This is a genomic window from Franzmannia qiaohouensis (genome assembly GCF_031451695.1).
In the GTDB taxonomy this organism is placed as follows: Bacteria; Pseudomonadota; Gammaproteobacteria; order Pseudomonadales; family Halomonadaceae; genus Franzmannia; species Franzmannia qiaohouensis.
On record NZ_JARWAM010000004.1, the window covers coordinates 56,516 to 79,218 of the forward strand.

Genomic DNA, 22,703 nt, shown 5'->3' on the forward strand with positions numbered 1-22,703 from the left:
GCAGCCTCACAGGTTGAAATGACACTGCCCGCCCCGGTGTTCCCGAGGCGGGCAGCATAGTGTAACGCTTGGCGCCTGGCCGCGCCTAATTCAGGGCGCCCAACCAATCCAGCAATGCTCGGGACTGATCCGGGGATAGGCCTACGAGGAGGCGCTGTAAACCCATCCCTGGGCGCTACCTTGCGCCCTGCTGCGCTCTCGCATCCTGCTCCGCTTGCAGGACCGGGGTTGGCCATCCATGGCCAGCCCGTTCGGAGCAGTGCTCCTCACCCATGGCGCAAACCTCCTCTTCGGCCTATCCCCGGCGTCCCTCGCCCACGGCAGTGGCATTAGGCGCTCTGCTTAGTCTCCTGGTCGCGCAGCTCGCGACGCAGCACCTTGCCAACGTTGGTCTTGGGCAGCTCGTCGCGGAACTCGACGAACTTGGGCACCTTGTAGCCGGTGAGCTCCTTCTTGCACCACTGGCGCAGGGTCTCACCATCGAGGTCCTGGTTGCGCGACACCACGAACAGCTTGATCGCCTCGCCGGCATCCTCGTCCGGCACCCCCACCGCAGCGGCCTCGAGCACATCAGGATGGCCGGCCACCACGTCTTCGATCTCATTGGGATAGACGTTGAAGCCGGAGACGATAATCATGTCCTTCTTGCGATCAACGATCTTGACGTAGCCATCCTCCTGCAGCACCGCGATATCGCCGGTGCGGATCCAGCCATCGCTGTCCATCGCCTTGGCGGTCTCTTCAGGCAGGTTCCAGTAGCCCTTCATCACCTGCGGCCCCTGCACGCACAGCTCCCCCGCCTCGCCATAGGGCAATGCCTGGCCGTCGGCGTCGATAACCTTGACCGTAGTGCCGGCCACCGGCTTGCCGATAGTGCCGAGCTGGATGGCGTCGACCGGGTTGAAGGTGACGATCGGCGAGGTTTCGGTCATGCCGTAGCCCTCGGCAATGGCGCACCCAGTGACCTCCTCCCAGCGCTGGGCAGCAGCCTTGGTCAACGCCATGCCGCCCGATACCGTGAGCTTGAGACGCGAGAAATCGAGCTGCTTGAAGTCGTCGCGATTGCACAGTGCATTGAACAGGGTATTGAGGCCAATGAAGCCGCTGAACTTGAGACTCTTCAGCTCCTTGACGAAGTTGTCGAGATCACGGGGATTGGTGATCAGGACCGAGTGGTTGCCGGTCTCGACCAGAAAAAGGCAGTTCACGGTAAAGGTATAGATGTGATAGACCGGCAGCGGGGCGATCACCGTCTCCTCGCCATCCTTGAGCGCCGGCCCTATCGCCGCACGCGCCTGGAGCATATTGGCGACCAGATTGCGATGGGTGAGCATCGAGCCCTTGGCCAAGCCGGTGGTGCCACCAGTGTACTGTAGCGCCGCGACATCATCAGCGGTGCGCTCGACATCCTGGTGGGATAGGCTCGCGCCCTTGCTCAGCACATCGCGGAAGCCCACCGCAGTGGGTAGCGAGTAGGCGGGCACCATCTTCTTGATGTACTTGACCACGGCGTTGATCAGCAGCCGCTTGGGGAAGCTGTGCATATCGCCGAGTTCGGTGACCAGCACGTGCTGTATATCGGTGCGGTCGAGCACCTTCTCCAGCTTGTCGGCCATATTGGCGAGGATCAGGATCGCCTTGGCGCCCGAGTCCTTGAACTGGTGGGCCATCTCGCGCTCGGTATATAGCGGGTTGGTATTGACCACCACCAAGCCGGCGCGCATGGCGCCGAATACCGCCACCGGGAACTGCAGCACGTTGGGCAGTTGGATGGCGATGCGATCTCCCGGCTCGAGGCCAGTTTCATGCTGCAACCAGGCGGCGAACGCCTGCGACTGCCTGTCCAGCTCGGCATAGGTCAGGGTCTGCCCCATGCAGGTGAAGGCTGGCTTGTCGGCAAATTTCTTAGCCGATATCTTGAAGACATCCATCACCGACGCGTAGTCGTCGAGGCCTTCCAGGGCCGGACCATTGAGTACCGGGGCAGTGGCGTGCTCGCTCATTGGCTGATCTCCGCTATTGAGATTGATCGACACCCTGTCGACTCTTGTTGTCTGTCAAACGATCGATTGAAACTAACGTTGGAACATGACATGTCGCGGTGTCAAATGCCATGCCACTTTAGGCCAGCATTAACTCAAGCCTATGGTTTATTGAGCGATTTCGCCAACCCCAGAGGCATAGCGTGCAACGATCTCGCCGTCGCGCCACACCAACAGCTCGCCGGGTAACATACGCACCCACTGCTCATTGTCGGTGAGTGGCTCGGTGGCCAGCACCGAGACAACATCGTGCTCGGTGGTGTGTTCGACGAAATCAACGCTGAGCTCGGCATCGGATAGTTGCGCCTTACCAAACGGCGCGCGCCGGGTGATATGCGCCAGCTTGGTGGAGCAGTAGGCGTAGAGATGAACGCCGTCGGAGAGTAGCAGGTTGAACACACCGAGCTCGCGCAGCCTTTCGCAGAGCGCGTGTAGCGCCTCCCAGATTGCCTCAGGCGAGGCAGGCAGATCGTCGAAACGACGCCGCAGCTCTCCGAGCAGAAAGCAGAAGGCGTGCTCGCTGTCAGTGCTGCCTACTGGGCGGTACACCGCCAGCGGCAGCGACTCCCAGTCGGTGAGCTGGCCATTGTGGGCATAGCACCACTGACGCCCCCACATCTCGCGGGTAAAGGGGTGGGTATTGGCCAACTGCACTTGGCCGACGTTGGCCTGTCGGATATGGCTGATGACCACGTGGGACTTGATCGGATAGTCGCAGATCAAGCGCGCAATCGGCGAATCCACCGACGGGTGGGGATCGCGAAAGTCGCGGTAACCGCCGGCTTCATAGAAGGCGATGCCCCAGCCGTCGCGGTGCGGGCCAGTGCCACCACCGCGATGCAGGAAGCCGGTGAAACTGAAGCATATATCGGTCGGGACATTGGCACTCATGCCCAACAGTTCACACATGCGGATCCTCTCGATGCATTGGCCGGCGCCGAGTACGTGACCAGCCTCCTAGGACAAGCAGGGCCAGCAGTAACGCAGCGAGACCGCCCGCCCAGCGTAGGCTGCCCTGGGCGTCCAGTCCGAGCGGCTCACCTGCTCGCTCGAGCCGCGGGATGGTATCCCGCCATAGCGCCTGGGCCTGCTGCGGAAGCTGATTGATGGCGCTCACCAAGCGCTCGGTAATGTCGGGTTCGGGCAGCGGCTGATGCTCCTCAACCGGCACCTCCTCGAGCGCCTCGGCCTGCAGGCCAGCAGTATCACGCTGGGTGGCATCAACACCAATCCGCGCCTGGGGGTTGAGCACCAGCCGTGGCAGGCTCAATTCGAGGCGCTGATCGTTGAGGGTCACCGTAGCGCTGAGCAGCAGCGGCAGGCTGGTTTCATCAGGCAACTCGGGCAGGGCGATCTGCCAGTGGCGGTCGTCCTGCGCCTCGACCTCGAGTGCCTCGCCCTGCAGCTCGGCGCGGATCTGGGTATTGTCGACGTTCAACTGAGGGTGCTCGGCGCGCAGGCTGACCTGCGAGACCGCCTCATCAAGCTCGGCGGCAATAGCCGGCAGCACGTTAACTGCCTGCACCCGTTGACGCTGAAAGCGCACGCTGTCGGCGTCGATTACCAGTCGTGCATTGCCAGGCAGCGTAGGCGCCGGCAACACCCCATGGAAACGCTGATCGTCTGGCGCCAAGCGCGTCGCCGCCTGGACATTGCCGGTCAAGTCCTGTAGCTCGGCGCGCAAGCGCAGGTCGTCGGGCCAGGCAGGCGATGCCAGCACATCACCGTCGAGATCCAGCCAGGCTTCGATCGGCAGCTCGAAGCCGATATACAGAGTCGCCGGTAGCTCGGCAGTTCGCAGCGTAAGGGTTGAGGCTACGCTGACCCGGCTGTCGAGGCTGATCGGGCCTTCGACGCGCCACTCACCTTCGGCGGGCGCGGGCACAGTGATCAGATCGAAGCGTGACTCACTCTGCCAGCGCATCGCGTCAGGGTGCTCGTCTCGGCTGTAACGCTGGCCATCCGGGCCGACTAGCGTCAAAGGCGGCGAATCGGGGTCGTGGAACAGTAGCGCTGAGAACGACTCGACCTGATCATCGATGGTGAAACGCCCATCATTGAGTGGCACCCGGTCGCCGGGGAAGATGCGATCGAAGATATCCAGGAACGCCCGCAGCAGCTCGTCGGGGGATTTGGCGAGGGCGGCCAGGCCACCGCTGCGTTGTCCGAGCAACTCGACCAGCGGCAGGTCAGCCTCCGGAGAGAAGGCTACGGCATGAATCACCACGCCCTCCTCGGCAAGCTGCGGCGTCAGCTCATCGCTCAACCTGCGCTGGGATGCCTCGTCACGGGCGGCTTTATTCTGCCCCTCCGCGGGCAGGTCGATCATGCCATCGGTGAGCAGAATCAGGTGGCGCGGGCCGTTGTCGGCGTCACCGGATGCCGCGCGCACCGCGGCCTCGATATCGGTGAACGGCTGATAGTCGACCAGCGCCTGGCGCAACGCTAACGCTTGCTGCCGCCACCCGGCATCGACCGGTGTGACGGGCAGTGGGTTATCAACGGTCTCGCCAAAGGTCCAGATGCCACCGTGGATGCCGTTGGGGAGTAGTGCCACCAACAGCTCCAGGGCACTCGCCGCCAGTTGGTCAGGGTCATTCTGGCGCATGCTGCCCGACACATCGATGACCACTCGTACATCCGCCGCCTCGCTGCGCTCCACACCGCGTTCGACAAGCAAAAGCGGCGGCTGGCCACCTTCGGTAGCAAGCTCCACTGCCGGCTGAGCCGCGAGCGGCATTGCCACGGCCAGCAGCCACCACAACCCCACCTTCAACACGCCGCGCATGACGCTTCCTTAGCCGATGACCGGCTCCCGACGTTCAGTGGCGGGGGGCCGTTCAGGGCGCTCGGGCGGTGACTTGCGCGCTTCGACAGGCGCATCACCTCGACCGAACCACCACAGCGCGACACCGGCCAACGTACCCAGGCCGATCCCCAGCACCAACAAAATCAACGCGGTGGTCATGGTACTGACATCGCGCTGCAGAAAAGTAATGCCGGCGATGACCACCGACGGTGCAAAACCGCTATAGAATTCGCCCTCTTCGAGCAGCGGCAGGCGAAAGCGGGTCGGCATCCAAAGCGCCCCGGCCACCGCCCCGACGATCACCAGGCGCGGCAGTCGCGGCAAGAAGCGGATGGCCATATAGCCCGTCGCCAGCACCACCAGCGACAGCACCGCGTAAATCAGCCAGAGTAGAGGTATGGAATCGGATATCAGCATCGAACTCTCCAGACCTGCGTCGACAGCGACGCAGCGTTGCAACATTCATACTCCATTATGGTACACCGCACCCGATGAAAGCACAGCCGCCACGTCATAATCCGCTCAACCAGGCAGTCGACTCCCCGGTTGAGGCCTACCGCCGACCCGACGATCCTCTGTGGCACTGGCTGGAAGTGCGCGACGACCCGCAAGTCAGCGCCTTTCTGGAGGCGGCCAACCGTGAATCCGACAGCTGGTTTGCACCACTAGCAGGGCTCAGCGAGGCGCTCTACCAAGGCCACCTGGCACGCCGCGAGCTGGCTGTCAGTGGTCTGGCCACGCCCCTCGATCACTACTGCTACTGGAGCGAGACCGCTGCCGATGCCGATTTTCCGCGTTGGTGGCGCTACCCTCTCGAGGCGCCCGAGGGACGCCACTGCTTTCTCGACCTGGAGGCCCGCGCCGCCGAGCACGATTTCTTCGAACTCGGCGATATGGCCCTCTCCCCTGATGAGCAGTGGCTGGCCTGGAGCGAGGATACCCGTGGTGACGAAACCTTCGAGCTATGGCTCAAGCGCTTGCCGGACGGCACCCCACAACGGGTGCTTGAGGAGATCGGCGCGGAACTGAGCTGGGCCGAGGACAACGTTACCCTGCTGTTCACTCGCTATGATGCCACCCAGCGACCCGACAGCGTGTGGCGGCTGATGATCGACGCCGCAGGTGAAGCCGGCGAGGCAAGCCTGATACTGCGTGAAGAGGACCCTGAGTTCTGGCTTGGGCTGGGCAAGACTCGCTCGCGCCAGTGGCTGGTGCTCGAGTCGGCCTCCAAGGACACCACCGAGTGCTATCTGATCCCAGCCGACGCACCCAGCACCCCACCACACTGCTTCCTCCCCCGTGAGAGCGGCGTGGAGTATTCACTGGATCATCGCCCTGGCTACTTCTATGTGCTGCACAACCGCCGGGCACTGCATTTCCAGCTCGACTGGATCGAGGAGACGGCAAGCCTCGATAGCCTGCCGCCCCACACCTGGCAACCACTGCTGGGCCACCGTGAGGACGTCACCCTCGAGGGCGTAGATGCTTTCAACTGGGGGCTGGTGATCACCGAGCGTGACCACCAGCAGGCGCAGGTGCACCTGCGCCTGCTCGAACTGGATACCGCCCACACCGCTGGTCGCGACGAGCGACTGCCGTTGCCCGAGGCGCCCTGCAGCCTGGTGCTTGGGGATATGCCGCACTTCACCGCACGTCGCCTGCGGCTGCGCGAGGAGTCGTTCACGCTGCCAGTGCGCTGGCTGGAGCATGACCTCGACAACGGCGAGCGACGCCTGCTCAAGCAGCAGCCGATTCACGGCTCGCTGCAACCCGAACAGCTAGCCTGTCGACGGCTTTGGGCCACCGCCCACGACGGCGAGCAGATTCCGGTATCGATCGTGGCCCGCGCCGACCTGCTCGGCCAGGCGCCGCTGCCCACGCTGTTGTACGGCTATGGCGCCTATGGCGAGGTGCTCGACCCCTGGTTTTCAGTCGCCAGGCTCGAACTACTCGAGCGCGGCGTGGCCTTCGCCGTGGCCCACGTGCGCGGCGGCGGTGACCGAGGCGAACCGTGGTATCTGGCCGGCAAGATGGAGCACAAGCAGAATAGCTTTGGCGACTTCCTCGCTGCCCGCGACGCACTAGCCGCCACCAGCCTCAGCGACCCGGCACGCATTGCCGCCTACGGTGCCAGTGCTGGCGGGCTGCTGGTGGGCGCCAGCCTCAACCTGGCACCCGAAGCCTTTTGCGCCGCGGTGCTCGACGTGCCGTTCGTCGACGTGCTGCGCACCATGGAAAATCCAGACCTGCCACTGACCACCGCCGAATACACCGAGTGGGGCAACCCCGACGAGCCGGCCGTCCGCAAGCGTATCCGCGACTATTCACCGCTCGACAATCTCTCACCACTGCCCTACCCCAGCGTCTTTCTACAGGGCAGCTGGCACGATACGCGGGTGCCCTACTGGGAGCCAGCCAAGCTCTATGCACGCTTGCGCGAGCTGGGCAGTGCCCGCGGCCCAGTGCTGCTGCGCACCGACATGGCCGCCGGCCATGGCGGCGCGTCGGGTCGCTTCAAAGCCTGGCAAGATGGCGCCCGCCAGGACGCTTTTATTCTCTGGGCACTCGGCCTGACCAACGCCTAGGAGCCTGTCGATTTGACCGATCATCGTGCCTAGGTCCGGCCGGCGATCAGCGTGCGGCGCGCTAGCCCCCTCTCAGCTATCGCCGCCGCTGCCGCCGCTGGCGCCGCCGCCTGAGCCACCACCTCCATTGCCACCACTACCACCGTTGGCACCGCCACCTGACCCGCCACCGGCGCTACCGCCGCCCGAGCCACCGCTGCCGCCACCGCCTGAACCACCGCCGGCGCTACCGCCGCCGGAGCCACCGTTGCCGCCACCGCCGGAGCCACCACCGGCGCTACCGCCACCCGAGCCACCGCTGCCGCCACCGCCTGAACCACCGCCGGCGCTACCGCCACCCGAGCCACCGTTGCCGCCGCCTCCAGTACCGCCGCCACTGCCACCGCCCGCGCCGCCGTTGCCGCCACCACTGCCATTACCACCGCCATTGCCGCCATTACCGGGTGTCGATGGATTGCTGGTATCTACCGGCTCGACCGCTGGCGCTGGTGTTGGGGCGACAGCATCGGCACTGGTATTGACGCTGAGCAGGAAGCCACCGCCACAACCACCGCCCTCCTCACCGCCGCCAGCCCCGCAGCCACCCCCACCTCCCCCACCAGCGGCGGTAGGCGGCAGGTCGTCTATCATCTCGAGTAGCTCGTCATCAGCCAGTGAGTCAAGTTCGCCCGGTTCAGCCAGGGCATCCCAGTTACTCGACTGTGACCATGCAGCCGGTGCCGCCAGCATCAGGCACACCAACGGCAGGCCTATCCCCCGATAGCGTTTCATGTTCCACCCCCTCGTGCAGATCCCCGTCGCCGGCCCAGCTGTAAGCCAGAAACACGTTGTTACATACACTAATCAGCATCGCCGGGATGGTTGACTACCACAATCAGAAGCCAGGGTGATTATGGCGCACGAACGGGCTCAGCCTTGCCAGACGCCACAAGGTTAAAGGCTGGTGGAAATGGCTGACGGACTAACCGTCGATTGGCAGGATGGCGATGATGTGCTCATCGTAGTCGGCTTCTGCCACGTCGCGTTGAGAGACAGCGAAGCTGGCCACGCTAACGCCCTTGCGATGCATGCGGCGACTATCGCCAGTGATCAGCGGATGCCATCGCGCCAGGCTTCGCCCCTCGGCCAGGCGACGGTAGGCACAGGAACCGGGTAACCAGCGGAATTCGTCGACCCGTGCCGGCGTCAGCTGGGTGCAGTCGGGCACCCGCGCGAAGCGGTTGGCATAGTCGCCGCAGCGGCAGCTATCGATATCGAGCAGCTCGCAGGCTACGTTAAGAACCGCCAGTTCGCCGCTATCTTCGTCGTGGAACTTGAGCAGGCAGCACTGGCCACAGCCATCGCACAGCGCCTCCCACTCCTCATTGGTGAGCTCGTCGAGGCGATAGCGCTCCCAGAACAGTTCGCGCATCCTGTGTCTCCCCCGGCGCCGGCGGCGCTCAGTAGCGTGATTGCGTCGGCGTACGATAGAGGTCGAGCAGATACGGCTCCTTGGCCGGGGGCATCTGCAGATAGAACCCCTTCTCGGCGATCTGCGTCATGACATCACTGGCCTCGGCGCGCGCCAGCCGCTTACCGGCGGTCAGCAGCATGGTGGTCACCGGCAGCGGCGTGCCAAAATGTTCGAGCAGCGCCTCCGGTACGTCACTAAGCCCGTGACGCTTGTCGACGTAGAGATACAGCTCATCCTTGCGCGAGCTCTTGTAGATCTCGCAGATCAACTTATCGCCACTCATGTGTCATCTCTCTCTGCCAGCACAGCGGCCAACCCCGCCGCGAGCCGCTCGCCGCGCCAGCCAACCGGCAGTGGTAGCGGGCGATTCTGCAGGTCGGCAGCCACCACAGCTTCTAGATCGCGACGCCGCAGCAGCACCTCCGGTGCCACCCCCAAAGCGTCGGCCTCAGCTGCCACTACCTGCTTGAGGGCCTTGAAGCGCTTCTTGAAGGCCCCCGCCAACGGCGATGGCAGCGATTCAGGAAGGTCGTCATCATCGGCCCGGCGCGCCTCGCCGATCAGTGCCAGCAGGGTGTCGCCCTCGCGCTTGACCAGCGTCGGCTTGACGCCCTCGATGGCGGCCAGCGCCTGGCGATGCTGCGGCATCGCCTCGGCGATGGCATAGAGCAGTTTATCGTTGACCAGCCAGCCGCGTGGCAGATTGCGCCGCCGCGCCTCACCTTCGCGCCATATGGTCAGGCGCCGGTAGGCTTCGATCTGGCGCGGCGATAGCCGCCATAGCTGGCGATGACGCAGGTACCACTGGCTATCGGCATCACCGTTGCGGCCCGCCTGAGCCAGCAGCTCGGCGCAGTCTGCTTCGAGCCAATCCAGTCTCTCGAGATCGACAAGACGCGCCCGCTGCTGCTTCCAAACCTCAAGCAGATAGACCACGTCGAGCGCCGCATAGAGACACTGGGCCTCCGACAGCGGGCGCTCGAGCCAGTCGGAGCGGGTTTCATCCTTGGGCAGGGTTTCACCGGTCCAGTGCTCGACCAGGCGCTGGTAGCCCATCGCAGGATCTTCCCCCAACAGCCCCTGCGCCACCTGGGTATCAACCAGTGGGGCCACTAATACGCCCGCCCAGTTGCGCAGCACCTCGAGATCCTCGCTGCTGGCATGCAACAGCTTGAGCGGCCCCTCTGACAATAGCTCACGCAGTGCGCTACTGGCCTGGAGCGCTTGGGGGTCGATCAGATAGACCGCTTCGCCGGCCGTCAGTTGGACCAACGCGGGCACCGGGTGGAAGGTCGATTCGCGAAAGAACTCGGTATCCAGCGCCAGGGTCTCGGCCGCCGCCAGGTCGGCACAGGCGGCGTCCAGCGCAGCCGGCGTATCGACCCAGCGAATATCGGGGGTGGCAGGGGTAGGCATAGTCAGGGGTGTCCTGGCCGCGAGGCGGCTCATTCGCTTTGAAATGGCAGGCGGCCGTTGAAGGCGCGACTGAGGGTGCCGCCATCGACGTACTCCAGCTCGCCGCCCATCGGCACGCCGTAGGCGAGACGTGACAGACGCAGCTGGCGACCGTCGAGCTGGGCGGCAATATAGTGAGCGGTGGCTTCACCCTCTACGGTAGGGTTAGTGGCCAGGATCACCTCACTGACCGCTTCGGCGTCGATACGCGCCTCGAGCTGGTCGAGGCCGATATCCTCAGGGCCGATACCGTCAAGTGGCGACAGATGGCCGTGGAGCACGAAGTACTGACCCTGGTAGCCGCCGGCATCCTCGATGGCCAGCATGTCGGCCGGCGATTCGACCACGCAGAGGATGCTGTCGTCGCGCCGCGGGTTGCGGCACAGCCCGCAGATCTCCTCTTCGGTCAAGGTACGACAGCGCTGGCAGTAGCCAACCTCGTCGAGAGCCTGGGCCAACACCGCAGCGAGCCGCTTGCCGCCCTCGCGGTCGCGCTCGAGCAAATGTAGTGCCATACGCTGGGCACTCTTGGGCCCGACCCCGGGCAGCACCCGCAGGGACTCGAGCAGGCGATCAACGAGGGGAGAAAAACTCATCAGAACGGCATCTTGAAACCGGGCGGTAGATTGAGGCCAGCGGTGGCTTCTTCCATCCGCTCCCGGGTGGTCTCCTCGACCTTGCGCACCGCGTCGTTGACAGCGGCAGCCAGCAGATCCTCGAGCAGTTCCTTGTCCTCTTCCAGCACGCTCGGGTCGATGTCCACCTTGCTGACGTCATGCCGCCCGTTCATGGTCACCTTGACCATGCCGGCGCCGGCTTCGCCGGTGACTTCGGCTTTCTGCGCCTCTTCCTGCATGCGCTGCATCTTTTCCTGCATTTCCTGGGCCTGTTTCATCAGGTTGCCCATTCCGCCCTTCATCATGGCTAATGCTCCTGGATCGTGGTGATCAGCGTGCGGCCTCGCCGCTGCGCTGCTGTGGGGACACCGAGGCTTCCAGCAGTCGAGCACCGAAGGCCTCGCGAAGTTCCTGTACGTGGGGGTCGGCCTCGAGGGACTGCACGGCGGCGGCGTGGCGCTCGGCGTTGATCCGGTCGGCCATGGCCCGTGGCGTCTCGATGCTGGGAGGCAGTTCGCCCGGCTCGATGGTGACGCGGCGCGACAGCCCCAACTCGAGCAGCGCCTTCTCGACCCGTTCGACGTGAACCTCGGCATTCATCGCCGCCTGGCTGGGGTCGAGCCGCAGTTGCAGACGCTGGCCATCATCGTGCTCCACCAGGCAATGGGCAGCGAGATTGCGGGTCAAGCCGCCCAAGCCGAGCTCGTCGAAACGCGCCAACCAGGCGGCGTGATCGAAGGCGCCCTGATGGGCGTCGCTCGCCTCCGCCGCGACGGGAGCCGGCTCGACATCGGCAGCAGGCGCAGGCGTGTGCGCCTGGCTGACGGGCATGGGCTCGAGCTCGGCCGCGCGCTGTTCGGCAACCATTACAGCCTCGTCAGCCGAGGAACCCGCATCGTCGGGAGTCGAGGAAGCAGGGGCCGAGACCTGATCGGCCGGCGCATGGCTAGCAGATTCGGGAACTGCAACCGATGGGACCTGACCGGCGGGCTCGGCGGCCGGCACTTCCCACGGTGGTGGCTCGCTGGTCGGCGGCGCCGGGTCAGCGGGGGGCGACTCGCTGGTCGGCGGCACCAGGTCAGCGGACGGCGGAGCAGCATCGCCTTCGGCACTGCCCGACGACGGGCCGGACTTGGAGACCGCCGCCGCTGGCGCGGGGCCAGCATCCTGGCCTTGCGTCGGCGCGCTCCCGCTGATCGGCAGCGGCGTGCTGGCCGGCTTGGGCACGCCCTGGGGGCGGAATGCCAGCATGCGCAGCATGGTCATCTCCAGCGCGGTGCGGGCATCCGGTGCGTGATCCATGTCGCCGCGGCCCTGCAGGCCGATCTGGTAGTAGAGCTGCACGTCTTCGGCGGTAAAGCGTGCGGCCAGGGCCAGCAGCGACTCGCGGTCGCCGTGGCCATTGTCGAGGGCGTCGGGAACCATTTGCGCCACCGCCAGGCGGTGCAGGGTGCCGAGCAGGTCGTCGAGCACGCCAGCGAAGTCGGGGCCCTGCTCGGCAAGGGCCGCCACCTCGCTGAGCACCCGGGCGGCGTCGACCTCGGCCAGCGCCTCGACCAGCGCCAGCAGGTGGCGATGGTCGAGGGTACCAAGCATGGCGGCCACGTCGGCCTGGCGTACCACCCCCTGGCCGAAGGCGATAGCCTGATCGGTGAGACTCATGGCGTCGCGCATCGAGCCATCGGCGGCGCGCCCCAACAGCCACAGCGCCGACTCGTCGAAGTCGACCCGTTCGGCGGTCAGCACCTTGCCAAGGTGCTCGACGATGCGCTCCGGCGGCATGTTCTTGAGAGTGAACTGCAGGCAGCGCGACAGCACCGTGACCGGCAACTTCTGCGGGTCGGTGGTGGCGAGCAGGAACTTGACGTGAGGCGGCGGCTCTTCGAGGGTCTTGAGCAGCGCATTGAAGCTGTGGGTAGAGAGCATGTGTACCTCATCGATGAGGTACACCTTGAAGCGCCCCTGGGTCGGCGCGTACTGCACGTTGTCGAGCAGCTCGCGGGTGTCTTCGACCTTGGTCCGCGAGGCAGCGTCAACCTCGATCAGGTCGACGAAGCGCCCCTCATCGATGGCGCGGCAGCTGTCGCACTCACCGCACGGAGTCGAAGTCACACCCTCTTCGCCATGGCCCTTCGCCGTACAGTTGAGACACTTGGCAAGAATCCGCGCCAGAGTGGTCTTGCCCACCCCGCGAGTGCCGGTAAACAGATAGGCGTGGTGCAGGCGCCCCTGGTCGAGGGCATTGACCAGCGCACGCTGCACATGGTCCTGGCCGACCAGCTCGTGGAAGGTGCGCGGGCGCCACTTGCGGGCCAGTACCTGATAACTCATTGCGGGCAGAATCCTTGCGGCCGGGTTCACGACGAAATTGGCGCCAGGCCGAGGCCAGCAAGCGCTGTCATGACAGGGACTTCATTCTAGCGGCTGGGACTCGCAGGGGAAAGCGACACCGGCAGGCAGTCGGAATCGATCACCCAGAATGGAGGCGGCCCCCGACAGACTCTCCCGAGCTATTCAGCAGGGAGATTACCGAGCGCCTTCCGAGATGCAGGCGATTGACTTAGAAAGGAAATTTCACCTTCACTCAATAGCGAGCAACATCCAGCCCGCTATCCAGATCCTACCTGAAAAAGCCAATATGTACGACCAGAATGGACAGACTACCCAGCCCCCCCCGACCCAAGGTTCTTGAATCCCATGCTCCAGCCCTTCAAGCGCTGGTCGTGTCTCCACTGAAGCTGGATATTTCAAGCACCCCCTATCGACACCGATACGGGTCTGGACAAGCAGGCAGACAGATTTTGAGCTTTTGGCATAGTTCGTACAGATGACCCAAGCATAGCCAGTACCTATGCAAAGCATACCCTCTATATAATTTTTTTATGAGTGAGATTCGCGGCACCTCCTGAAGCTTGTCAGACACGCACACGACCACAGTCTTCAAGGCACGCTGCACAGTTGAGGCGGCACAGCAACCGCTCAGACACTGTACCTTGGTGGTGTGCCCTCCCATCGCGAGCATCATTCGGCTATTGTAATGGTGTAAGAATTAGTCAAAGACGAGGTCGTATCATTTACCACAACCTTTATGTGGTGCATTGAGTGGGGAGTGGTCATGCAAATTGACGAGTACGATGGTAAGGGCAGGACGCCTCTTATGAATGCGGCTATCACCGGGAATATCGAAGAAGTTGAACGACTTCTTAAAGCTGGTGCCAATCCACTCATAGCAGATCGCGACTTCGGTACGACAACAGCAGAAGGGTATGCCGCGCGTTTCGCCAAAAATAGTAAAGAGCATCAGACTATACGAAAAATACTTAAAGCTGCAGCAGCTTCTTTCTCAGAGCAAATTAACCTTTCCTCTTCTCATGAGCCACTACGCCCCGAACCAGACGAGTTAGTTAGCAGAAGCGTGAAACACAATGAGACAGTCTTACATTGGCCATTTGAAATCGTCAGGACACCGCGTGGCGAAAGCATAAAGAGGATAAGGACCTCAACACTTTATCTCAGCGCAATTATCTCTTTCTCAACAGGCATTTACCTCATAAAAGAAGACTTGTTAGCCGGCGTGTTACTTGCTTTCACCATCACCTTGTGCCTAATCCTTTATCCTCCTATCCGTTTTCTATTTGGTGGAAAAGATAGTTTGGCTGCCGCTATCACAACGGTTGTGGCTGAAGAGCTTATAAAATCGCAGATCATTAAGAAAACTGACTCGAATCGACGCCGACGGAAACGATAGCAAGGCACTCAGAGTACGCCGAAATTTCATTAGAACTCTTTTAATGCATTGAATTTACTGAACACCCCAGCACTAGTTATCGAAACTCACGGGTGGATTTCAGTGCTCACCATGGTGCAAAAGGTACACCCTGTGAGCCAAGAGAGACGAAGGCTGACCACTATGGATCAAAGCTGTTGATTTACTATGAGCCACCCTGTAAATTGTGAGCCATGACTTATGAGCCACAAGCAGGGAGAAGCCAGTTCATGTCCGCCACCATCGCCTATGTTCGTGTCAGCACTGATGATCAGACCACCAGCGCTCAGCGTCACGCCATCGAGAGCCGCTATAAGGTGGCCCGCTGGTTCAGCGATGAAGCTACTTCTGGTGCTATCAAAGCCAAGGACAGAATAGGATTTGGGGAACTCCTCAGTTACGTCAGGGAAGGTGATATTGTGGCGGTTTACGCCATTGACCGATTGGGGCGGAACACCATTGACGTACTGGAGACGGTAGAGGCACTGAAGAGCAAAGGCGTGGCGATCCTCTCCATCCGTGAAGGATTCGACCTATCGACTCCGATGGGCAAGATGATGCTGACGATGCTGGCAGGACTCGCTGAGCTGGAGCGGTCCAACATCAAGGAGCGGCAACTGGCAGGGCTAGAGCGAGCTAGAGCGGAAGGGAAAAACCTCGGTCGGGAGAAGGTCATCGATGACAAGGCGGTGGTCCAATGGCGACACAAGCACAGCGCCAGCATCAAGGCCACAGCGGAACATTTCAGCATTTCAACAGCATCAGTGAAGAGAGCTTGCAGAATTTATCGGAAGAGTTTCGTATAATGTTCGACTATGACTCTAATATCTAGGCGGTTTCAATGACATCGAGCGGAAAGTAGCAAGCCATATATGTGATATTAAACATATCGCTACCACTCTTACCAACCGACTCTATAATTATCTGGATAGCTAACCAATGGAAATTTCTCCTCTCCTAGAAGGCAGTCAAGTCTTAGTAGCCACCTCAGCTCCCAGCTGGTACGACTATACGTCTCTTGCATTCACGCTTTTAGGCGCATTTGGTGGCGCGCTAGTAGGTGCTTGGGGTGGCTATAGGGCCTCATTGAAAGCTGGCAACAGCCTGCTCAGGCGCGAAAAACTAGAAGAAGCATTGTGGACGCTGAATGAAGTAAATCGAAGCACAGGGTCATTTATTCATCAACTGCACTTCACGTATCGAAAGGAAGGGAGCGACGCTGCCAAGAAGTTAGTTACGAATGAGCCAGATGCTTTAGACTTACAGTCATTATCTCGATTAAAAATGCTCATAGAGATCTATCTTCGTGATAGTTACAAAACCGTAGACGGCCTTGAAGCTTGTATCTATTTATTTGACATGTCCTGCAGGAATCTGAATAGAATCAATGGACCTGATGATGAAAAGAATGGCCTAGCTGTATTCTCGAAACACCACAAACAATACCTTTCCTACAAGCAGGATCTAAAGAAAGCACTGCTTCAGAAGCTTCATACTTGAGGCTACATTGCTGTATTGGTATTTATCTGACAACCAGCTGCTGAAAGCGAAGCAACCATAATACTCCTCGCGGGTTATAGAACGAGTGTCTGACGCTTGACTCTAACACCATGAGGAAACGTCTATGACCACCGAAGAAAAGGTAGCACGACGCAAGGAGTGCAGATCACTTGGTCAACATCTTTCTATAACGCGCGATCACATTTTCTAAATCTATACCCGCCTTAATTATTTCCTCTCTCTTCCATTTGCTTGGACTAACCCAAAAATCAGCCTTATGTGAACATATAAATGAAAGCTCTTGATCAATATGGCGAGCAGGTATTGCTGCTTCCGACCAAAGTCGCACCAACTCTTTCTCTTTTGATCTATTAGGCTCTTCCCCCAACTCAATATCCCTATAGTAATTGCGAGTTTCACTCAAGGCCAATGAAAGTGCTGACAAAGCCTGATCTGCAAGTTCTCTATTCCTCCCTCTAAACTTAGCAAAATCCTTGGAAAAATCGTACAGGTAACGTATCAGTTGTGCCAACATCTCAACTTCCATATCCACCTCCTTTGGAAAATCATCCTTGGGCATCACTCTTGCTAATCGCCCACTCATGCGCCAACTTCACTGTTTCAAAAATTTTCATAGCCGACTTTACCACAACCTTCCCATACCCTGAATCTGTTTTTTCCATCGCAAAGACGCCATATCTAACTCCGTTTTCTTTATCCCACAACTCTTCAATACAGAATTGATTTCCATGGTTGTTTATCAGATCGTCGTTTGCTTGAAAAAGGCGCTGCCTTATGAAGCTAGAAATATCCTCTGACTCCCAAACACGCATCGGAAGCCCTACCATGCCAATAGTACGGTTTACTGAGTAGTCCGCATACAACCTGACATAACCGTCAGGATAAAGGCGCAACTTTAGCCTTTCTGACACCTCCCCATTTATAGTCATCAAAACACCCGAATATAAATGGTACTTTGAGAAAACTCCATGTCTTCCTTTGTAACCCCAGCCTGTAGCATCTATATGCTCGACGGCCGCAGAAGAGTTAGCAAATCTTTTCTCGAACACATGTTTATACATTTACACCTCCACGAACTTACATACAGCCCTATCCTTAATGAAAATTTTAATATGCTGTCATCAAGGTTATTTAATTTCCACTGTTCAAATCTTATAACGACAACAAGATATCTAATAAAGTTCATCGAATACTTCCTTGGTCAATTTGAAATTCAACCCAACCTCTTAACTCTTTTGCCAAAGCTGATAAACTATGGCTTTTCCCACCACCATAACCATGAGCAACACTTAACAGCCCCGTCCTCTCTAACCTAGTTAACAAGGCAGCACTCAATTCCACAGTGCAGCCCAATCTTTCTGATATATATTTCGCCTGATTTCCGACCTTCTCTTCTTGATCTTTCTCGGCACCAGCCTCCTCTATTTTATAAAGCCAATACAAAATCAGCAACTCCCGCTCCGACAATCCTTCTATGATAGATAAAATTTCGGCATATGCATCAGGCTCCCTAAACAAACGTCCAGAAGAAACACCAGAAACAAGCATATTCGCTAACGCTGTGATTTTTTCCCGTGATGCACACTTATTTAAAGCATCCTCAGTAGCAAGAAAGCATGCGATGAAATCATCTTTCTGTAATTCTGGGCTATCGCGAGTGTATCCAGCCTTGGCTAGCTCAGACAACAAGAAGATACGCCGCTTTTCTTTATAGCTGCTAATGGCTTTCTGTGTAAAAAGGCTAGCCATTCGCAACACTACTGCATTAGGCCCCATTTCCTATCCCCTATTCATATTTCGTTGTTTTCAGCCTGCCACCGTAGGCTCTTCCTGTTCCTTCCGCTCACTTATCCAACTAGAAATGGTAGTAGGACCCTTTCCTAGCTCCTTACCAACAGCCCGAAAAGATTTACCCTGTTTATCAAGCCCATGCAATCTGCTTGAGTTCATCACGCTCCTTACCTCTACCTTTCATGATCGCCGCCCCCGTATGCCTCCAGTCCACAATGCCTTGGGCATAAGCCACTGTCAAAACCGCTCACAGGGGCTAGACGGCCTACCTGATGGGGGCCTATGCTGCTTTCTTCAGAGCCCTCTGCACCGTCTTGGTTGAAACCCCGCCCAGTGCTTCGCCAATCTCTTTATGTGTACGACCCTCTGAGTGCAACTCGATCATCTTCTGGTCTCGCTCGGCTTTCTTGAGCTTCACCTTACTTGGCGCCCTCTCGGGGATATTAAGCATGATGCTTGTATCGATCTCACATTCTACTTGAAGCACCTCTTCAATACGCTTTGCCACATCCACAGTCGGAAGCACCACCACGATACCCTCTTCCTGCTCAATACCATTGCGGATAGAAGTACGGGCAATGTGTTGTGCCATCGGTTCGATAAAGCGTTCATGCTCAATAGCAGCCCTACCTTCATCGATATCAATACCCATCATCGCGAGCATCTTGGTTTCAAGGCGGGCTTGGATCGGGTCTGGATTACCATGGAATACGTTCACTGTGCGATGGTAGTCATTCCTATACTTATTAACCCCACGAGAGTCGAAAGGCGTTACAATGACGTTCTTATAATCATCAAACGGGAACCGGTTCTTGCCCTTCATCCACTTGAAGCACTGGACTAGCACCTTCTCATTCTGATGATACTCGATAGCCTTTTTCATCGCTTTCCAGCCTAAGCAGGTTTCATCAAACCTCTTCGCCTTGGTACCATCGTCCATCAACTCCATCTTCGACTTACTGATCCTGTCAGTATTGAAGAGTGGCACCAGTGTCACAGAAGCTTTGTACTTAAAAGGACCAGGAGTAAATCGAGACTCTTTGATGTCGTAACCTTGAGCTACCACATACTGGTAAAAGAGAGTCTTTTCAACACCATTGCCCATCACATGAAACTCTTTGCACCAATCGATAATCTTGGTGTAGTCGTGATAGTCGGCAACAGTGACCACGTAATGGTCTTCACCCTTCACTAGCTGTACTTCAGATTTGGACTTCTTTCGATTAATCCCGGCCATCTGCTCCAGCAGTCCACTAAACATGATTTTCGCTGGTTCAATACCCGCTGTGATGGACTTTTTAAGCTCATCAAGCAGCATGTACTCTGGTACACCCTCAGCGATAGCCACCCTCCCATCATCGTGGTCTTGGACCAGACCCTTGAAAAGCTTGTCATATGTACTGAAAGGTATTTTTCGACTCTGAGCACAGTTATTCAAGTTCGGGACCTCATCCACTATTATGGTCCACTCCGACAGGTAATAAGACAGGTAGCCATCAGTCTCCATCATAGTAAGAGCCTTGTGAGTAATGACCAGGACACACCCTTCACGACCTTCAGTCAGAGCACGACTAATGCGGGACTTAGTTGATCCCTTCCAATTCTCATCACTGTTGATCACCTCATACTCAACTCCAGCTTCATTCATGGACGCTACAATGTCCTTGCCAAGCTCGATAGTGGGCACAGCAAGGATGTAGTTGAGTTCAGGATCAATGTTCTCGATAAATCCTCGGGTCTTTCCAGCACCCATCAGGGCACTTGCTACGAATACAGTCACTTCTTCTCCTTGTTGATGTGGTTGGTGCTTCCAAGTGGACACTTTTCCTTATAGCTATAAGAGTTTTTGTCCACCCCATCAGTCACTAGCTCCCCCATAGTCTTCGTAAGCCGTGTTGAAAGTCAGTAGCAATATCAGTATCGAGTCGGGAGGAGACCTGAGGACCAACCCCCGACCTCCTCAGAACTTAGACATTGGCAAGATTTTTCCCAACTACTTGGTGCGGTAGCACAGTAATGTGGAAAGGCTATTACCCACGCTCTCCATCAGTCCTGTTCGCTTCGCTCTCCCGCATGCATGATGTGTGGTTAAAGAGCGAATAGGCGCTTCGATGCCATGTAGACCGTTTCTTGGCACCAGCTATAGCCCCCTGTAATGGCTTAGCAGTTCTTATGCCCCTGCCTCTTCGACTTCCTTGATCTTTTTTATAAGCACATTGAATGCCTTTTCATCTAATCTTTCTTTGATCTCATAAGCCGTTTCAATAGCATCAGCACTATCATAAAAATCGCATGAATTTTCGATAAAACTTTCTGCCACTTTATCGAGTACTTCAAGACTATCACCACTCATCTCCATGAAGCACTTACGTGAGATGATCTTATCAAGCAACCAGTGACTTTCATCAAGGTATCCAGTAAGTTCAAAGTGATAGAAATTCAGAGCCTCTACGATCTTGGAACCGTGGGTAAGGTATGGATTTACTGAAGCATTAGTCATATCTATTATCCTTTATTTATTTCTGTAGAACGTACCAATCCCGAAGATACCCAGTTTTAGGGTTCCCCTTTATGTGGTCGTATGATGCCGATTCGTTGGATATACCCCAGACGCAAAGAGGGCCGGGAAATACATCCATTGGAAGGGATGCCCGGTTCAGTTGCTTAGCAGTGGATATACGATTATTAAACCACAGTCGATGACCCAAACGCAAGTTTGTTAACTTATGTAACCAAGCGCCCCCTAAGACACACCCAACCCCCCCATGTAATCCTCGACAACCCTGACTGGTGGGGTAGGTATTGGGTCACCGGTGATCATGACGCAGAGCAGCTTGTGGGTGATCCTGCTGCCATTCCTGCATCAGTGGAGGAGTGACACGACGAAGAACCTATGACTGTGTACTGGTGTTGGTGTCACCGGCAGGAAGCGATGCTCAAGTGACCATCGAGATTTCAGATTCGTCCTACGACTTTGCATTGAGCAACTGCGAGAACCAGGAATGCTACGCTTCACTTCCCGTGATGAGTTCACACTCTCTAATTTGCTTGAGATTTGGTGAACCTGATTCACACTTCTCGTTGAGAGAGTTTCTATCAAAGGGGCTAAGAGCATCCCACAAGCCCCTCTGATTACTGCAAGACTCTACGAACGACCTGTAGCTCTCTCAATATCTACTTGGATCATATCCGTTCCTTGTGGTGTCTGTTCAATAGTAAGCATCTCGATCACTGGCTTCAACACTTCAGGCTTATAGTCCTTACCATATCTGGTGTTAGTCATACCACCCGTTGTGTGCCCAAGAATACCACCAATCAAGTTTTCGCTGACGCCCTTCTGCTTCAGCTCATTGGCTACTGAATGCCTGACACTATGAAAATCTTTCTTTCCAGAGCCATCATCAACCAAGCCAATATCTATCTTGAATCGCCCAAACCATCGACTGGGTGTGGCAGAATAACCGTGCTTCTCTGAGTGTTTAAACATCGGAAAGATACGCTCACCCTGACTTTCCACATAGTCAAGAAAACCAAGCTCCACCAGTTTGCTGTGTACTGGCACAACCCTTTCAGCAGCGGGCGTCTTCAGCCTTTGATCCGACCTACCTGCCCGGATATGAATGCAAGCAACATCATGAATGTACCGTACATCGTCCCTGTAAAGCTGGCACAACTCATTCAAGCGAGCCCCAGTGTAATAGGCCAGTCTAGGCAGCCAATACTTGAAGTCCCGCTTGGTATATCGATATTTGGCTGTAGACTCGAACATCAAGACCACTTCATCAGAACTAAAGACATCACGATAGGAACTAGCCTTAATTTTTCTACGAATCTTCATGTATGCAAAGAGATGATTGGTGGCAAAACCTTCTCTTTTTGCATGGGTGAATACCGTGGAAAGATTCTTGATGTAATTATTATAGGTCGTGACACTGATTGTGGCGTCACCCTTACCGATCAGGTCTGAGAGGGACATTTCAGGATGCTTCTGGAGGATGCGGAGAGTAAAGGGCGGAAGTTTCAATGCTTTTTCTCGAAACATCTTGGCATCTTCGTGAGTGTAATAATCAATTCGCTTGTCCCGACAAATCCGGCAAAAAAGACGAATCACGGCCTCTTTATCGTCAATGGTCTTGACGCTAACCCCTTCGAGCAGTTGAGACTGACGAAATGTTTCGAAATATGCGGATAGCTTGGGGACAGGCTTGGACAGCTTAGGAGTGTGTGCGGGCTCAGAGGACACTGTAGGAGCCGTAGCAGAGACGTTACCCCCTACCCTACCCCTAGCCCTACCCAATAGCTCTTGAGCCTCCAGCAGCAGCCTTGCTGCCTCTAACAAGGCTACGCGCTTGCTTCGTGTCCTGAGTGATCGTCGTAGCTCAGTTTTACCCACGGTTACCCGAAGCGGGACAGGGATCACAAGACGAAAGTAGTAAACACCATGAAGGGACTTGAAGAGGTAGGGTGAGCCCATTTGTACGACCTATCTGTATCAATTCGATTCAGAAGGCAAAATTTACAAGCTCTTTCAATCGACTACCTTAAATGGAGGTGGCCCCCGACAGCCACATCCCGGCACACGCATCCACCACTACCGTTGCTCCCTTCCGGGCCTGGCGGGGTTCGCAGTTTAGCGTTGCGGGAGGACCGACGAGGGCCACCAT

Annotated in this window: 21 protein-coding genes, 1 other RNA gene and 1 pseudogene; 4 read left to right on the plus strand and 19 right to left on the minus strand. The window is 57.5% G+C overall.

The features are described 5' to 3' along the window. Positions 1 to 329: 329 nt before the first annotated feature. The 4 genes from QC821_RS06165 to QC821_RS06180 all read right to left on the minus strand — a co-directional run bounded on the left by QC821_RS06165 (position 330) and on the right by QC821_RS06180 (position 5,268). Positions 330 to 2,003: an AMP-binding protein gene (locus tag QC821_RS06165; RefSeq protein ID WP_309718414.1), complete on the minus strand. Its 1,674-nt coding sequence runs from the start codon at positions 2,001 to 2,003 to the stop codon at positions 330 to 332. A gap of 147 nt (positions 2,004 to 2,150) precedes the next feature. After that, the gene (locus QC821_RS06170; RefSeq protein WP_309718418.1) at positions 2,151 to 2,951 is read right to left on the minus strand and encodes a class II glutamine amidotransferase; all 801 of its coding nucleotides are present in this window, start codon (positions 2,949 to 2,951) and stop codon (positions 2,151 to 2,153) included. Further along, a complete protein-coding gene (locus QC821_RS06175) occupies positions 2,944 to 4,830 on the minus strand; it encodes a VWA domain-containing protein (RefSeq protein ID WP_309718421.1) in 1,887 nt (628 codons plus the stop codon). Before QC821_RS06175 ends, QC821_RS06170 begins: the two co-directional genes overlap by 8 nt. Before the next feature lie 9 nt (positions 4,831 to 4,839). Further along, on the minus strand, positions 4,840 to 5,268 hold the full coding sequence (locus QC821_RS06180) for a hypothetical protein (RefSeq protein ID WP_309718423.1): 429 nt from the start codon (positions 5,266 to 5,268) through the stop codon (positions 4,840 to 4,842). Positions 5,269 to 5,342: 74 nt separating this feature from the next. On the opposite strand from QC821_RS06180, the gene QC821_RS06185 reads away from it, so the two are divergent. After that, positions 5,343 to 7,436 (plus strand): S9 family peptidase, encoded by a 2,094-nt coding sequence (locus QC821_RS06185; protein ID WP_309718426.1) that lies wholly within the window; start codon positions 5,343 to 5,345, stop codon positions 7,434 to 7,436. 29 nt (positions 7,437 to 7,465) lie between these two features. Here QC821_RS06185 and QC821_RS06190 read toward each other — a convergent pair whose 3' ends face one another. From QC821_RS06190 to dnaX, 7 genes are all read right to left on the minus strand, one after another. Then, positions 7,466 to 7,873 carry a hypothetical protein gene (locus QC821_RS06190; protein WP_309718430.1) on the minus strand — a complete coding sequence of 136 codons (408 nt, stop codon included), beginning with the start codon at positions 7,871 to 7,873 and terminating at the stop codon, positions 7,466 to 7,468. Positions 7,874 to 8,397: 524 nt separating this feature from the next. Beyond that, a complete protein-coding gene (locus QC821_RS06195; protein ID WP_309718434.1) occupies positions 8,398 to 8,847 on the minus strand; it encodes a YcgN family cysteine cluster protein in 450 nt (149 codons plus the stop codon). Between the two features lie 28 nt (positions 8,848 to 8,875). Continuing rightward, on the minus strand, positions 8,876 to 9,172 hold the full coding sequence (locus QC821_RS06200) for a YcgL domain-containing protein (RefSeq protein WP_309718435.1): 297 nt from the start codon (positions 9,170 to 9,172) through the stop codon (positions 8,876 to 8,878). Then, the gene (rnd, locus tag QC821_RS06205) at positions 9,169 to 10,305 is read right to left on the minus strand and encodes a ribonuclease D (RefSeq protein WP_309718437.1); all 1,137 of its coding nucleotides are present in this window, start codon (positions 10,303 to 10,305) and stop codon (positions 9,169 to 9,171) included. The genes QC821_RS06200 and rnd overlap by 4 nt, the downstream gene beginning before the upstream one ends. A 29-nt stretch (positions 10,306 to 10,334) precedes the next feature. Further along, positions 10,335 to 10,940: a recombination mediator RecR gene (recR, locus tag QC821_RS06210; protein ID WP_309718440.1), complete on the minus strand. Its 606-nt coding sequence runs from the start codon at positions 10,938 to 10,940 to the stop codon at positions 10,335 to 10,337. Beyond that, complete coding sequence (locus QC821_RS06215) at positions 10,940 to 11,266, minus strand: YbaB/EbfC family nucleoid-associated protein (protein ID WP_076748730.1); 327 nt, start codon at positions 11,264 to 11,266, stop codon at positions 10,940 to 10,942. Before QC821_RS06215 ends, recR begins: the two co-directional genes overlap by 1 nt. A gap of 25 nt (positions 11,267 to 11,291) precedes the next feature. Next, entirely contained in the window at positions 11,292 to 13,292 is a 2,001-nt protein-coding gene (gene dnaX, locus QC821_RS06220) for a DNA polymerase III subunit gamma/tau (RefSeq protein WP_309718445.1), read from the minus strand. 784 nt (positions 13,293 to 14,076) lie between these two features. Between dnaX and QC821_RS06225 the strand changes: the two genes are divergently transcribed. From QC821_RS06225 to QC821_RS06235, 3 genes are all read left to right on the plus strand, one after another. Further along, entirely contained in the window at positions 14,077 to 14,709 is a 633-nt protein-coding gene (locus QC821_RS06225; RefSeq protein WP_309718448.1) for an ankyrin repeat domain-containing protein, read from the plus strand. Positions 14,710 to 14,957: 248 nt separating this feature from the next. Then, positions 14,958 to 15,533: a recombinase family protein gene (locus tag QC821_RS06230; RefSeq protein WP_309718451.1), complete on the plus strand. Its 576-nt coding sequence runs from the start codon at positions 14,958 to 14,960 to the stop codon at positions 15,531 to 15,533. A 133-nt stretch (positions 15,534 to 15,666) separates the two neighbouring features. Next, the gene (locus QC821_RS06235; RefSeq protein WP_309718454.1) at positions 15,667 to 16,227 is read left to right on the plus strand and encodes a hypothetical protein; all 561 of its coding nucleotides are present in this window, start codon (positions 15,667 to 15,669) and stop codon (positions 16,225 to 16,227) included. 166 nt (positions 16,228 to 16,393) lie between these two features. Here the strand turns inward: QC821_RS06235 and QC821_RS06240 are convergent, their stop codons facing one another. From QC821_RS06240 to ffs, 8 genes and pseudogenes are all read right to left on the minus strand, one after another. Next, the gene (locus QC821_RS06240) at positions 16,394 to 16,774 is read right to left on the minus strand and encodes a hypothetical protein (protein ID WP_309718456.1); all 381 of its coding nucleotides are present in this window, start codon (positions 16,772 to 16,774) and stop codon (positions 16,394 to 16,396) included. 19 nt (positions 16,775 to 16,793) lie between these two features. Beyond that, a complete protein-coding gene (locus QC821_RS06245) occupies positions 16,794 to 17,309 on the minus strand; it encodes a hypothetical protein (RefSeq protein ID WP_309718459.1) in 516 nt (171 codons plus the stop codon). A gap of 121 nt (positions 17,310 to 17,430) precedes the next feature. Continuing rightward, positions 17,431 to 18,024: a hypothetical protein gene (locus QC821_RS06250; protein ID WP_309718462.1), complete on the minus strand. Its 594-nt coding sequence runs from the start codon at positions 18,022 to 18,024 to the stop codon at positions 17,431 to 17,433. Between the two features lie 295 nt (positions 18,025 to 18,319). Beyond that, complete coding sequence (locus QC821_RS06255) at positions 18,320 to 19,819, minus strand: hypothetical protein (protein ID WP_309718465.1); 1,500 nt, start codon at positions 19,817 to 19,819, stop codon at positions 18,320 to 18,322. Positions 19,820 to 20,209: 390 nt separating this feature from the next. Next, positions 20,210 to 20,539, minus strand: coding sequence for a hypothetical protein (locus QC821_RS06260; RefSeq protein ID WP_309718470.1), 330 nt, complete (start codon positions 20,537 to 20,539; stop codon positions 20,210 to 20,212). 645 nt (positions 20,540 to 21,184) lie between these two features. Continuing rightward, positions 21,185 to 22,150 carry a site-specific integrase gene (locus QC821_RS06265; RefSeq protein WP_309718471.1) on the minus strand — a complete coding sequence of 322 codons (966 nt, stop codon included), beginning with the start codon at positions 22,148 to 22,150 and terminating at the stop codon, positions 21,185 to 21,187. Positions 22,151 to 22,333: 183 nt separating this feature from the next. Continuing rightward, positions 22,334 to 22,513 (minus strand): annotated as a pseudogene (locus QC821_RS21735) (DUF6538 domain-containing protein); the annotation flags it as partial. Positions 22,514 to 22,595: 82 nt separating this feature from the next. Next, positions 22,596 to 22,692: signal recognition particle sRNA small type (ffs, locus tag QC821_RS06270), an RNA gene on the minus strand. Between the last annotated feature and the right edge of the window lie 11 nt (positions 22,693 to 22,703).